The organism is Paenibacillus sp. FSL F4-0243 (assembly GCF_037963295.1).
In the GTDB taxonomy this organism is placed as follows: domain Bacteria; phylum Bacillota; class Bacilli; order Paenibacillales; family Paenibacillaceae; genus Paenibacillus_AQ.
In genome coordinates this window covers 4,710,068-4,723,608 of record NZ_CP150151.1, presented here as the reverse complement: position 1 = coordinate 4,723,608, position 13,541 = coordinate 4,710,068, and the positions used below count along the sequence as shown (strand labels likewise).

The window sequence follows — 13,541 nt, the reverse complement described above, 5'->3', positions numbered from 1 at the left end:
TAAATGTGGTATTCTCACATTGATATATATATAGAACGCTTACAGGAAGAAGGAAGAGGATCATTCGGATGGTAAGAGTACTTAAGCGTAATCATACCCCAGTTGTCAAATCCTTACGGAATACCTTATTCATCTATCTAGTTATCGGAACACTTCTTCCGCTTCTCTTAGTAGGATTCGTAACCTACACCTCTATTTACTCTATTCTTTCAGGGAAAATTGGCAATGGTATAAGTGCAAGCTTGAAACAGGAAGCCTCTAGCTTGGAGAATGCCATCGACAATATGGATTTTGCCTCTAAACAGTTTGCGCTGGATGGTCAGATTGTGGAAGAAATGTCCTCATTTATTCAGGAAAAGCAAATTTATCGCAAATCGCAAATGATGAACTCCATCAACCAGAAGATCAACCTCGTTAATTTCACGAATCCCTACATTGGACTTACAGCCTACATTATGCCAAGCAGTGATGATCCGGTTCTGTTCACGAATATGAGTGCGCGCAGAAATTTCGATATCAGTACGTTACCTTCTTTTATGCGATATAACGGAGCTGATTATTATGGACCTCATTCTACGATGTATGCCGTCGGCGATAATCTCGTGTTCTCAGAGCAGCGCATTGTACGCGTACCAGGTGAGCATAAGCTATATATTTATTTAGAGACGAATTATAGCCTGCTTCGCAAAATATTTAATCAGGAATCTTACGGGATGAAGGTTAACCACCTGCTTGTGAATCAACAGGGCTCTAGCACTTATGTCATTGATGGTAAATTGCCTCAAGGAATTATCAAAGCTGCTGGAAGCAACTCTAATCTATCACATGAAACACTTACCGGATATCATCTGTTTCGATACGCTAGTCCACAGGGATGGAAGCTTATTGCAGTAGTTAAAAAGTCCGAATTCAACAGTGAAATTTATTCTTGGTTCTATAAAATGATCCTGCTCGCGTTCTCGACACTACTCTTTGCTGGAGTTCTGGCTTTGATGATCTGGAAAAAGATTTATGGTCCTTTGCGTAAGGTTAACCTTGAAATTAATCGAATGGCGGAAAATGTTACCTCTCCGGTTGCCTACACGAATGTGGAAGAGTTTGATTTTGTGCTTAGTAACTTCCAGCAGATGAAGAAACAGGTGAATGAGCTGATTGTTGCGGTTGCCCATAATGAGAAGCAGAAAAGCCAATTTGAGATTGAAAAGCTACTTAGCCAGATTAACCCTCACTTTTTGCATAATACATTGAATACGGTGCAGTGGATGGCAAGGCTTAACGGTCAGAAGGAGATCGACAAGCTGGTTACCCTTCTTGTAAAGGTGCTGCATTATAATCTGGGCAAGCAAAGCATCATTGTTACCCTTGGAGAGGAAATTGAAGCGATCCGAAATTATATGGAACTGCAGCGCATCCGTTATGACTATGAATTCGAATTTAACGTGGAGGCTGATGAGGATGTATTGTCTGTGGCTGTCCCCAGATTCTTACTTCAACCTCTTGTTGAGAACTCGATTTATCATGGACTAAGCGATAATGGCAGGGTGGACGTCTTGATTACAGAGCATGGTGAAGGAGAAGTTCAGCTGTGTGTAAGAGACAATGGGGCTGGAATGGATGCGGATACGTTAGATCAACTGCTGTCAGAGGATGGCGCCAAGAAACGGGGGCTCGGAATCGGATTCTCGTACGTGAACCGGATGCTCAGAACCTACTATGGAGAACAAATGAAGCTAGAGATGTACAGCAAGCTAGGGGAAGGTACGGTTGTATCTATCGTGATTCCGAGGAAAGGTAAGGAGGACTTCGATGATTAAGGCTGTAGTGGTTGATGACGAGAGACTTGTGCGGAAAGGCTTCATATCTCTAATTGATTGGTCATCCTTAGGGGTTGTGATTGTCGGCGAGGCGGGAGATGGCAAATCGGCCTTGGAGCTACTTCAACAACAGGATGTGGATCTGTTATTTGTAGATTTGACCATGCCCGGCATTTCTGGGTTCGAGCTAATTAAACTAGTAAGGCAGCGTTTCGCAGGTATTCGGTGTGTTGTGCTTACTTGCCATCATGAGTTTGACTATGTGCAGGAGGCCATGCGTTTAGGAGCCGTTGATTATATTGTCAAAACTCTATTGGAGATGGAAAATGCGGACGAGACTATACGTCGCCTGGTCGATCGCATCAAATGGGAGGACAATACAAGGGATGCATTGGTTCATGGTGAAGGTAAAAGGATAGCTGCAGACAAGGCACTGCTCTATTTACCATTAAGCAGCCACTGTAATGAAGAAGAGTTATTTCACCTATCCTTCGTGAAGAATAATCCGCTGATTACCTTTCATGAGATGTGGATGTCGCCCTTGCTTCACCGGTTCTCGGAAGAGGAGGGGAAGCGTGAGCTTAAGAACCAGCTTTCTGGGAGATGGCAGACCGCGCTCATCAGTGGGTTAAGAGATCAGTCACTACAGGAATTGGAGGAGCAGCTCACCACGAAGCTTCGGCATATGCTATTTTATCATTCTAGTGCTGAAGAACTGACCTTTCTGAATTATGAGGAACTAAAGAAGGAAATAGCGGTTCCCCATTTAAAACCGGATGAAGCTGATCTATTCGTGCAAGCTCAAAATCTCAAGTGGACGATTGATGGAAACGAATGGGAGAATTTTGTAACGAACATACTCCTGCAGAAGCCAAGGCAAGATAGATTTCTAACGTTCGCCCATTCCCTTTTGCAAAGCTGGAGTTCTTTACTTTTGAAGTCAGAGGATGCTGTTCAACTAGAACGGGATATTTCTTTTAATTTGAACTGGTGCCATTGGAAGACCTGGCTGCGCCGATTTTCTGATCATGTGGGAAGGAGAATGCTCGAGCTAGGATTGACTAAAGAGGTGATGTCTTGCCTTATTCGCGCAGTTCGTTACATGCAGAGCCATGCAGGTGACAAAATCAATCAGAGCGACGTAGCGGCGGAAATTAATATGAGCCGTGGTTATTTCAGTCAATGTTTCGCTCGTTTTGCCGGGGAGACATTCGGTGAATGTTTACGGGGAATGCGACTTGAGTTGGCTAAATCATTATTGCGGGAGACTTCATTACCCGTCTGTGAGATTGCTTCAAGGTCTGGCTTTGAAGATGACCGTTACTTCAGTAGACTGTTCAAAGAACGTATTGGTCAACTCCCGAGTGAATATCGTGCGGAGGGGAAGGACCAATGATGAGATTGTGTAGATCTATCCTCTTACTTGTAATGATGATCGGACTTACATCATGCCGTGACCAGAACAAAACAGTAGATTCTACTCGAAGTCCTCAGGGTGAGGTCGAAGATGCTTCTATAGCGTATAGCAAATACGAAGATCCGATCGTGATTCGTGTAGGATTTAAGGTTCCCGATTCCAGGCTAAATACAGGTGACAGCAACGACAACAATCCTATCACCCGTTATTTGGAGAGCATTACGAATATCAAGGTAGTTCACTCTTGGGAAGCGAAGGGTGAAGATGCTTTTAATCAAAAAGCACAGCTTGCGATCGATAGCAATGATTTGCCGGATGCGATGGTTGTTGATCGAGATCAATTGAAGAAACTCATTGATAATGACATGATAGAGGATCTTACAGAGACCTACAATGTATATGGCTCTGATTTAATTAAGGATATGTACAATTCTACTCAGGGTGAGGCACTATCCGATGCTTCTCGATACGGCAAATTATACGGATTGCCTAATGTAGCCATTGATGCGGATTCGCCTGTTCTGCTCTGGGTGCGTCAGGATTGGCTGGATAAACTGGAGCTGCAGGCACCGCAAACCTTCGAAGATATTGAGAATATAGCGAAGGCTTTTATTGAGAAAGACCCCGATGGCAATGGCAAAAGAGATACGGTCGGACTTAGCGGCTACAAAAATATCATCTATGGGACAAAGCCATTAGTAAATGGTCTGGATGCTGTGTTTAGTGCATTGCATGCTTTTCCCACCAATTGGATCAAGGATAACGCTGGGAATATCGTATATGGATCCATTACACCTGAGACCAAACAAGCGCTAGCCAAACTGGCTGATTGGTATAAAAGAGGGCTCTTGGACCCTAATTTTGCACTTTATAAAGAAACGCAAGAGCCTATTATTACAGGGAAATCAGGCATGTTCTTTGGCCCGTGGTGGATGCCGTATTATCCTTTGTCAGAGGCGGTTGCTCTCGATACGAAGGCAGAATGGAGAGCGTATGCTGCTCCACTTGATGAGTCTGGTAAATTTGTTGCTCATTTGGCTCCGGTAACAGACCGTTACCTTGTTGTGCGTAAAGGTTTCGAGCATCCAGAGGCGATTATGAAGCAGTTGAACGTGTTTACAAGACTTGAGAGAAGACAAGACCCTAATTCGGAGGAAGTTAAGAAGCTGGATGATTTCTCTGCGCAAACAGGAATTCAGCTGCGTGCTTATTATCCGTTTGACCTTTTAATTGATTATTCGGATGCGATAGAGAAACATTATGCAGATATCCAGCAAGCTTTACATGGCAAAATAGACCCGGAAACATTAAATCCAGATACCCGTCTCATTTATGATCAATGGGTGGAGGACACTGAACAACCAAAGAAAGATCTGGAAGGCTGGAAAGCAGCGAATGCATATAAATATGGAGTTGCCGTCTTAACCTCAACTGCAATTGAGGGAGTGCGGGGAGTATTTTACGGAAACACCCAACTAATGAAGAGTAAGTGGACGGAGCTGCAAAATCTGGAGAGCGAGACATTTTTGAATATCATTGTGGGCGATTCACCGCTTAGTGACTTTGATGTTTTTGTAGCGAAATGGAAGAGCCTCGGCGGGGAGGCGATTACTAAAGAAGTTGCTGAAACTGTAAAGGTGAAGTAAGTACGGGATGATATAGATTTTTTCTCTAAAAGTAGCGGAGTGAATGGACTGATTGTGGAAAAGTGGAGTGTCCTCACCAAGGAAACGGGAGCACAGATCGATAATTAGGGAATTTCTCCCTATAATTTCGCTGATTTGTTGGCAAATACCGATATATTACTCTGATTTTTAAGGGAGGATTTCCCTAATAATTCTCAAAAAAAAGAAGCTGTCCTTTAAGTAGCCTTTACTACTTTTGAGACAGTTTCTTTTTTTGTCCTATTCTTCGTCAGTGCTGATTTTTTGAAGTAAGTAGCGAAGCTGCTCTACTTCCTCGCTGGTTAATTTACCAACTAGGTTCTTGTTATAATCATCTAAAATAGACTGAAGAATTGGCGAGAAATCGATTGCTTTAGGCGTTGGATATAGTAGTTGAGAGCGTCGATCATTAGGATCTGGTTTACGTTCAATATAACCCGAATTCTCTAATTGCTTCACGGAGCGTGCGGTGGTGGCTTTATCGAATTTTAGTTCAGAAGTTAGTTGATCTTGTGTAATCCCTGGTCTGGAAGTAATCAGTTTTAGAAAACTATGTTGCCCACCACTTCCTATTTCATAGGGCATGAATTTTTTTACCAATTGCTTTTGATTTTGACGATGAAAATAGGAAATCAACTTTCCTATAGGCTCTTTTTCCAAGATATAGACACCTCTTTGGGTTTATAGTTCGCGTATTTGCTACTCTGAGACAAAGTGTACAATAAAGTCGTTGCGCGCGCAACTAAATTGATGTACACTGGGTAAGTAAGTTTTGTTGCGTGCGCAACTAAACGTTGATTTTATATTCAATGAGGTGTTAGTTTATGAGTTCTATTAGCGCAACCTATCAGGAAGACAAGGAAATTCAGAAGAAACGCTGGATGATTTTAATTGTTCTGAATATTTTCACCTTCATGTCCACACTTGATGGTAGTATTGTCAACATCGCTCTGCCAGAATTATCGAAACAATTGAAGCTGCCTATGGCACAAATCGAATGGGTAACCACAGGATATTTGATGGCAATTTGTGCTGCGATTCTTTTCTTCGGGAAGCTTGGAGATATTGTCGGGAAGATTCGAATCTTTAAGATTGGTACGATAGTTTTTGTTATTGGTTCTATGCTGTGTGGATTTAGTATAAGTTTACCTGCTTTACTTGCTTCGCGTGTCATTCAGGCTATCGGAGCTTCGATGACAATGGCGAACAGCCAGGGAATCGTTACGGATATCTTTCCTGCCAATGAGCGGGGGAAAGCGCTTGGTTTCATAGGTACATTCGTGTCTCTGGGAAGTATAGCTGGCCCTAGCTTAGGTGGGATTATGGTTTCGACATTAGGCTGGGAGTATATTTTTTGGGTGAACATTCCTATTGGAGTGATCGCTATCCTGTTAGGCTGGAAGGTACTGCCTAAGGATTTAACTAGGACGAAATCTACAATAGACGTTCCAGGTAGTTTACTCTTCGCTATTTTTATCATAAGTTTGTTCGCAGGGCTATTATTGGGACAGCAGCTCGGTTATGGGGATAGCTTAATTGTGACGTCTTTAATCGTAGCTATAGTCAGCTTCATTGCTTTCTTATGGACGGAGCTTCGCCGGAAAGAACCGCTACTGCAATTGTCATTATTTAAGAATCCGTTGTTTTCATTAAGTATTTTATGTGGGTTTCTCGTGTTTACAGCGAACTTCTGCTTTAATATCATCGCGCCGTTTTATGCACAGAATATGCTGAATCTATCGCCCTTTGAAGCGGGATTCCTGTTGATGTTATTACCGATATGTATGGTAGTCGTAGCACCAATAAGCGGTGCTTTATCGGATAAAATCGGGTCTGAATTCCTAACTTTTGCAGGGCTGGTAGTTATGGTTAATGCTCAGTTTGGATTAGCTGAGCTTCATGAAGGAAGCTCTGTTGTGCTGGTAGGCGTGTGGATCGCTATGTTAGGAATAGGGAGTGGTCTGTTTCAGTCGCCAAATAATTCGCTTGTGATGTCAAAGGTGCCTAGAACTCAGCTTGGTTCTGCGGGCAGCGTCAACTCGCTTGTTCGTAATGTGGGGATGGTCGTCGGTATTACGATAGCTACGACGATTCTCTTTCATGTGATGAGCAGTGAAGCTGGTTATCGGGTAACAGGTCTAGTTCCAGGCCGACCAGAGTTATTTATCAGTGGGATGCATGTAGTGTTCATGACTTCGGCATCCATATGCTTTGTGGCTGCACTGCTAACGGGTTGGAGAATGATTAGTGCAAGAAGCGCCAGAGTGCAGACTTCGGAAAGACCATAAGGAGTAAAAGAAGAAGATCCTTCTGACGCTACGGCGTGGAAGGATCTTCTTTGTGATGATATTGAAGGGCTTTCTTAATGGCTTGCAAGTATTGATACCGATAATGATCATCCGGTTCTAAATAGGCACCCTCAGCCCATTCGTTCCAAGCGTTAATATAAATAAAATCACTTTTGAACATCTTCTTGGTCCTCTCAATTTGTCGTGACAGGTATTGACCGAATTTGTGAGGATTTGCACCTAAAGTACTTTGTCCGGCAGCACCTTTGCGTGGTGTATTATCCCAGTTAACAAATGCTCCCGGATATATAATTTCCCCATCCCTATGAGGTGTCCGTTCTAACATAGATTCCCATAATTCATCGTAATCAATGACAATATGCTTTTGATCCTCCACCTGCTTGGAACTCCATAAGTGCTTTACACCGCCATGTGCGAATGTGTAGTGAGGCTCGAATTCTAGACTGGCGTCGAACCCGTGCTCTGTATATAGGGGGAATCCGCCCAGTGTCCGGACAAGATGAAGGCCCTTAAGTCCGTTTTGCTGAGCCAAATCACGCCAACATTGAAGCATTTCATCACACCGAGGGATGCTGGAGGATCTATAGATAATGAATACTGGTTTGCCGTCTACGCAAATATATCGTTCATCTTTGAAGGCCTCCAACAAAGCATAAAAATGCATTCGCCAATCCCGTTCTTCTCCATATTCTTGTGGCATCAAGACATCTTCTTCAGTGCCATCCCAGCTACGTGTCCAAGGTTCGTTAGCCCAAGACAGACAAAAGGGGAAGTCAGGCTCTTTGCTGGCAAGAATCTGCTGAACCGGTTGTTCCAGAAGTCGCCTGCCATTGAACCAATAGTGATAATAACAAAAACCGTAAATGCCATGAGCTTTTGCAGTTTCTGCCTGCCATTGTTTCACATTAGGGTCCGTTAAATCGTAGTAGTTATTATTTAACGGTTTTTTCGGTTGATCATGTCCAGGATAAAGGGCTGTAGCCTTCCTGACATTTGTCCATTCTGTAAATCCCTCTCCCCACCAGGAATCGTTCTCTGCTATCTGATGAAACTGAGGCAATACAAAAGCGATGCATTTCAAGTCAAGTCACCCCCTATGGTTCCGTGAATATTTTTTTGAGAAGCAGCTTTCCCTGCTGAAGATAAGAATGATTGTACTTCACTTCCTTTAGAGCAAGAGAGGCCGAACTTCTCCTTGCATCACTATGAGCAATATAGTACTTGAAGCTCTCAGAGAGCTCTTTAAAGTTCTGGAAACGAATAAGGCCTTCTTCTGTGATGGGGTAACTTTGAAAATGGGGATGATCTTCCACGAACTGAAATACACCGCAAGCAGCGACCTCCATAATTTGCTGCACAGATCCTGTGCAATTGATGATGATCCTTGCTCCATTATAATAGTTAGATATTTCTGCTTTATCGTAGGTGATGTCTATGAAATTTTTGGTGGGCTCCCACCCGCTACCAATGGTCAATATCTTGAGGCCATGAAGTAGTTCTGAATGAGCTAGGGTGTCCAGAACACTATTCATTTGAAAATGGCCGAGAATGAGTACGTCACTGTGGTAACGGTTCTCGACACGTCTTGGATAATAGAGTTCTGTATCTGGAGCATAAGGGAGGTAGCACGAATGTTTCTCACGTAAACCTTGATAATAGATTAGATTAGCTATGTTCTGTGTGAAAATATAATCGAATAACAGCGCTAGATTACGTTCTGTTCGGGTAAGGCAGGTCGCGTCTGCCATCCATACAGCCTTAGGAGCGTTATAAGCTTTGAGGGCAGGAATATTCTCCTCAGGGAACAGGGATTCTGATCCCAAGGCTAGTATCATATCAGGCTGATACTGGGCTAAATATTCTTCTAGATTATGATGTAACTTAATGGCAAGCACTTCTTTGACCAGATGTCTTAGCTGATCTTTAAAAAGTCGTACATTAGGCATTTTATCACTTATCTCTGAGGGGACCAGAAGCAATACTCTTAATTGCTTTAGTTCCCGTGTTATGGTTTCCGCTCTGTAAGAGTTCTCGAGAATGAGATTATGGTGTTGCGATTGATGAACTTGGCTGATGGAGACTTCGTGAGTTGAGGTCCTTTGAGGAGTGAGCCTAGTAGCTGTCTTCTTCATAATTCCTCCTGTATTCATTGGAGCCAGTCGTTCGCTCTAGCACCTAGTCTTGCTAATCATTATATGTGTAGGGGGTTCATTTGACTTTAGGTATAAGACCATTAATCTGAATCTTGAAGGAAAAAGCGGATTTAGTAAAAGATGTATATCTATCTATGACCGGATTGTCTTGTCTAACATAAGATATACTATAAAACCTGAAAGGGATGATCGTCTTGCCAACCTTCGATAATATTCTTGTTACAGGAAGTCAGACCATTCAAAATGATCTGCATGTCAACGGGAATGAGACTATCGATTCAAACTTGCAATTAAATGGTAGTCAGACTATTATGGGAAGCCTTCAGGTGAACGGCAGTCAGTCCCTGCTCGGTCATTTGGGGGTTACCGGTGAGATTAGCGGTGCAGGCACCATCAAAACTGCGACCCGTTTGATCGCGGTGAATCAGGCATTGTCACCAGTTTCAGCACCTACGAGCCTTCAGCAAGTCAGATATTTCGCTGTGGGAGTTTCAAGTCAGACAGGACTCGTGCTGAAGGGCACGGATGGAAATGACTATGTATTATTTATCGATTTGACCGGGGGAACACCTAATATTGGGATCCAGAGAGCTTAAATCTGATAACATTAACATCTTCAAGCTCTGAACAATAAAAAAACAGCAAGTCGCCTAGGTACAAATAGGGACTTGCTGTTTGAGGTTTCTATTAGTTCTTAAAGCTGTGAATTGGAGCAGGAATTCGTCCGCCTCGGTTGATAAAGTTGGCACAATTGAAGCCGTTAACAGCCATGACAGGCGCATATCCAAGTAGGCCGCCAAATTCTACGATTTCGCCTACATCCTTGCCAATGACAGGAATGACGCGAACAGCGGTTGTTTTGTTGTTGACCATTCCGATAGCAGCTTCATCGGCGATGATGCCAGAGATCGTCTCTTTGGTGGTACTTCCCGGAATAGCAATCATGTCCAGTCCCACAGAACATACACAGGTCATGGCTTCTAGCTTCTCAAGTGTAAGAGCACCACGTTGTACGGCTTGAATCATTCCGTGATCTTCACTAACTGGAATAAAGGCTCCACTGAGTCCACCAACATAGGAGGAGGCCATCACGCCACCTTTTTTAACATTGTCATTTAGAATCGCCAGAGCTGCTGTTGTTCCTGGTGCGCCAGCTTCTTCCAGACCCATGACTTGAAAGATCTCCGCAATGGAATCCCCAATTTCTGGTGTTGGAGCCAGAGATAAATCGATAATCCCAAAAGGCACGTTCATCCGTTTCGATGCTTCCTGCGCAACTAGTTGTCCCACACGCGTAACTTTAAACGCAGTTCGTTTGATCGTTTCACACAGGGTTTCGAAGTCCTGACCTTTTACTTCCTCTAATGCACGCTTGATTACACCCGGGCCACTGACGCCAACGTTGATGACACATTCCCGTTCACCGACCCCATGAAAGGCTCCAGCCATAAAAGGATTGTCCTCGACAGCATTACAGAAGACAACCAGCTTAGCACAGCCGATGGAATCCCGATCCTTGGTGCGTTCCGCAGTTTGAATAATGATATCACCCATTAATTTCACAGCATCCATATTGATTCCACTTCTGGAGGAGCCGACGTTGACGGACGAACAGACTCTTTCAGTGACTGCGAGTGCTTCTGGGATACTGTCGATTAGAATACGATCACCTTTGGTGCACCCTTTTTGCACAAGCGCAGAGAAGCCGCCAATAAAGTTAACGCCGACTTCTTTGGCAGCCTTGTCCAAAATTTCCGCTACAGGCACATACGTATCCGTCTTCACGGCGCCAGCAGCAATAGCAATAGGAGTCACAGAAATCCGTTTATTAACAATGGGTACACCGAATTGTCTTTCCAGATCTTCACCTGTTTTGACGAGCTTCTCGGCGGATCTAGTGATTTTGTCGTATACGTTTTGGTTAAAAGTTCTCATATCTGTATGTGCACAATCCATGAGGCTGATCCCCATCGTTATAGTACGTACATCCAGATTCATTTCACGGATCATCTTATTCGTTTCTTGTACTTCCACCAGTGATGTCATGGTCATCCTCCTAAATGCGGTGCATAATATTAAAAATATCCTCATGCTGAAGCTTGATTTCCACGCCGATCGCTTCTCCGATCAAATGTAAATCTTCAACAATATCCTCAAATGCTTTAGTCGCGCCAGAAATGTCTACAATCATCATCATGTTAAAATAATCTTGTACAATCGTCTGAGAAATATCCAGAATGTTCAAATTGTGCTCGGCAAGATATGTACATACCTTGGCAATAATCCCTACTTTGTCTTTTCCTAATACAGTAATAATCCCCTTCATAAATACAGCCTCCCTTTGTATATGGTGATTACGCCGTGTAAACGGAATGAACCATTCCAATCATTATTACAAATGCTGAAGCAAGCTTCAACCAAAGGTTTTTTGTCCGTTTGATCATTTTTATATAAAGTCCTATGAATTTAAAGAAAATTCGATTGACAGTATATGAAAAATATGATGAAGTGAGAGATTGATACGATACTCTGAAGGAGTAAATATGACTACACAAAAATATAAAAATATGGTTGAAGAGCGGACCAAACAAACCCTCCAGGAATGGTCGGAACTGTCGGAAGTTAACGAGAAGGACATTTATCGTTTTTTGCATAATTTGAAAGGTACGGCAGGAACAGTGGGGTTACAAGAAGTTGAACAGTTTGCCGATGCAACGTTGCCCTATTTCATGGAAAGTAGCCTTAAGGGCTGGTCTATTGAAGAGTGGGGCGATTATTTGTATCCGCTTATTCCACTGTTTAACCAAGATTCATCGGTTTCTCTAAGTTCAGTTAAGCCGTTAGACAAAAAAGGAAATGATGATGCGCTCCCACATAATGATATTTTGCTTATTGATGATGATGTAGAATTAGTGGCTTATTTAAAAGAATCATTGGAGAAGCAGAACTATTATGTAAGCATAGCCTTATCCGCTGAACGGGGTCTCAAGATTTTTTATGAAACCAAACCGGATCTAATTCTTCTGGATATTCTTTTGCCTGATATCAGCGGAATTGAGGTCTTGAATCAAATTATCGGCAAAGCCAAAAAAGAACGTATTCCAATCATCATTATAAGTGGGGAGTACTCCAAAGCGACTCAACTGCATGCGTATAGGCTGGGCGTGATGGATTTTTTATCGAAGCCTGTAGATATTGATTTATTTCTGGCTTTGATTAAAAACCGCTTTGAGTTAAAGCGGGAGTGGCAGGAATCCATCATTGTGGATGAATTGACGGGTGCGTTTAATCGAAAACACTTTAATCAAGTGATGAAGCAGCTGATTTGCGATTTTAAGCGCACGGAACGGGTGTTTTCTTTAGCACTGATTGATCTGGACTATTTCAAAAAGATTAATGATACATATGGTCATCTAATCGGTGATGAGGTATTACAGTCCTTATCTGAGCTTGTAAAGGGTTCGATTCGTATGGAAGATACCTTTTGCCGCTTCGGTGGAGAAGAGTTTGCTGTGTTCCTGCCAAATACGGATGCAAGTTCTGCATTGACAGTAATAAACCGTATTCAGGAGCAATTTGCTGCCACCGACTTTTTTGCGAAGAATGAAGTCTTTCATGTGACCTTCTCGAGTGGGATATCAGAGGTAACAGAAGCTGAGAATATTGCCGATAAAATTGTAGAAGAAGCAGACCAAGCTCTCTATGCCAGCAAAGATGCCGGAAGGAATCAGACTACACTCTACACGGACCATTTATCGTCGACTAAAAAGCATTCGGTTCTAAATGTAATTGTTGTGGATGATGATGCGTTGATTCGAAAAATAGTGACTCATCAGATTGATACTTGGGAGCCGGAGGATATTGCTGAGGTGAATATCAGCAGTTATGCGAATGGGCTGGATTTCTTGCAATCGGATTGGTATTCCATAGATGAGAAATATATTATTCTACTGGATGGTGTGATGCCGGATCTTGATGGCGTTGAAGTCCTGGAAAGAATTCGCAAGACGTATCCGGAAGTGAATATATTAGTGATTATGCTGACAGGGAGAAATAATCAGGCGGATATTGTACATGCCCTGCAGATGGGTGCCGATGATTATGTAGTAAAACCTGTCCATATGCCTGAGCTGTTGTCCCGAATGGAACGGTTGGCTCATAGATTTTTGTTCTAACACGAAGGG

General features: G+C 42.9%; 11 protein-coding genes. 6 read left to right on the top strand and 5 right to left on the bottom strand.

What is annotated here, in order from left to right; translation table 11 throughout:
* Positions 1-68: 68 nt before the first annotated feature.
* The 3 genes from NSS87_RS21060 to NSS87_RS21050 are packed head-to-tail and all read left to right on the top strand — an operon-like array spanning position 69 to position 4,877.
* Positions 69-1,814 (top strand): histidine kinase, encoded by a 1,746-nt coding sequence (locus NSS87_RS21060; RefSeq protein ID WP_339242590.1) that lies wholly within the window; start codon positions 69-71, stop codon positions 1,812-1,814.
* Positions 1,807-3,210: a response regulator gene (locus NSS87_RS21055; RefSeq protein WP_339242588.1), complete on the top strand. Its 1,404-nt coding sequence runs from the start codon at positions 1,807-1,809 to the stop codon at positions 3,208-3,210. Before NSS87_RS21060 ends, NSS87_RS21055 begins: the two co-directional genes overlap by 8 nt.
* A complete protein-coding gene (locus tag NSS87_RS21050; protein WP_339242586.1) occupies positions 3,207-4,877 on the top strand; it encodes an extracellular solute-binding protein in 1,671 nt (556 codons plus the stop codon). Before NSS87_RS21055 ends, NSS87_RS21050 begins: the two co-directional genes overlap by 4 nt.
* 258 nt (positions 4,878-5,135) lie before the next feature.
* On the opposite strand, the gene NSS87_RS21045 is transcribed toward NSS87_RS21050, so the two are convergent.
* On the bottom strand, positions 5,136-5,555 hold the full coding sequence (locus NSS87_RS21045) for a MarR family winged helix-turn-helix transcriptional regulator (RefSeq protein WP_339242584.1): 420 nt from the start codon (positions 5,553-5,555) through the stop codon (positions 5,136-5,138).
* Positions 5,556-5,719: 164 nt separating this feature from the next.
* Between NSS87_RS21045 and NSS87_RS21040 the strand changes: the two genes are divergently transcribed.
* Complete coding sequence (locus NSS87_RS21040; RefSeq protein ID WP_339242582.1) at positions 5,720-7,183, top strand: MFS transporter; 1,464 nt, start codon at positions 5,720-5,722, stop codon at positions 7,181-7,183.
* Between the two features lie 28 nt (positions 7,184-7,211).
* On the opposite strand, the gene NSS87_RS21035 is transcribed toward NSS87_RS21040, so the two are convergent.
* Together NSS87_RS21035 and NSS87_RS21030 are read right to left on the bottom strand one after the other, a co-directional pair.
* Positions 7,212-8,285: a glycoside hydrolase family 99-like domain-containing protein gene (locus NSS87_RS21035; RefSeq protein WP_339242580.1), complete on the bottom strand. Its 1,074-nt coding sequence runs from the start codon at positions 8,283-8,285 to the stop codon at positions 7,212-7,214.
* A 13-nt stretch (positions 8,286-8,298) separates the two neighbouring features.
* Entirely contained in the window at positions 8,299-9,336 is a 1,038-nt protein-coding gene (locus tag NSS87_RS21030) for a glycosyltransferase (RefSeq protein WP_339242578.1), read from the bottom strand.
* A 206-nt stretch (positions 9,337-9,542) separates the two neighbouring features.
* Between NSS87_RS21030 and NSS87_RS21025 the strand changes: the two genes are divergently transcribed.
* Positions 9,543-9,953, top strand: coding sequence for a hypothetical protein (locus tag NSS87_RS21025; RefSeq protein ID WP_231573315.1), 411 nt, complete (start codon positions 9,543-9,545; stop codon positions 9,951-9,953).
* A 91-nt stretch (positions 9,954-10,044) separates the two neighbouring features.
* On the opposite strand, the gene NSS87_RS21020 is transcribed toward NSS87_RS21025, so the two are convergent.
* Together NSS87_RS21020 and NSS87_RS21015 are read right to left on the bottom strand one after the other, a co-directional pair.
* Positions 10,045-11,403, bottom strand: coding sequence for a PFL family protein (locus NSS87_RS21020; RefSeq protein WP_339242576.1), 1,359 nt, complete (start codon positions 11,401-11,403; stop codon positions 10,045-10,047).
* Positions 11,404-11,413: 10 nt separating this feature from the next.
* Positions 11,414-11,683: an ACT domain-containing protein gene (locus NSS87_RS21015; protein WP_042189980.1), complete on the bottom strand. Its 270-nt coding sequence runs from the start codon at positions 11,681-11,683 to the stop codon at positions 11,414-11,416.
* A gap of 217 nt (positions 11,684-11,900) precedes the next feature.
* On the opposite strand from NSS87_RS21015, the gene NSS87_RS21010 reads away from it, so the two are divergent.
* Positions 11,901-13,532, top strand: coding sequence for a diguanylate cyclase (locus tag NSS87_RS21010; protein WP_339242574.1), 1,632 nt, complete (start codon positions 11,901-11,903; stop codon positions 13,530-13,532).
* Positions 13,533-13,541: the final 9 nt, after the last annotated feature.

Bases quoted from the DNA above. Each gene is read 5' to 3' on its own strand.
- NSS87_RS21060 (WP_339242590.1), top strand. From the start codon at position 69: ATGGTAAGAGTACTTAAGCGTAATCATACCCCAGTTGTCAAATCCTTA.
- NSS87_RS21055 (WP_339242588.1), top strand. From the start codon at position 1,807: ATGATTAAGGCTGTAGTGGTTGATGACGAGAGACTTGTGCGGAAAGGC.
- NSS87_RS21050 (WP_339242586.1), top strand. From the start codon at position 3,207: ATGATGAGATTGTGTAGATCTATCCTCTTACTTGTAATGATGATCGGA.
- NSS87_RS21040 (WP_339242582.1), top strand. From the start codon at position 5,720: ATGAGTTCTATTAGCGCAACCTATCAGGAAGACAAGGAAATTCAGAAG.
- NSS87_RS21030 (WP_339242578.1), bottom strand. From the start codon at position 9,336: ATGAAGAAGACAGCTACTAGGCTCACTCCTCAAAGGACCTCAACTCAC.
- NSS87_RS21025 (WP_231573315.1), top strand. From the start codon at position 9,543: ATGATCGTCTTGCCAACCTTCGATAATATTCTTGTTACAGGAAGTCAG.
- NSS87_RS21020 (WP_339242576.1), bottom strand. From the start codon at position 11,403: ATGACATCACTGGTGGAAGTACAAGAAACGAATAAGATGATCCGTGAA.
- NSS87_RS21015 (WP_042189980.1), bottom strand. From the start codon at position 11,683: ATGAAGGGGATTATTACTGTATTAGGAAAAGACAAAGTAGGGATTATT.
- NSS87_RS21010 (WP_339242574.1), top strand. From the start codon at position 11,901: ATGACTACACAAAAATATAAAAATATGGTTGAAGAGCGGACCAAACAA.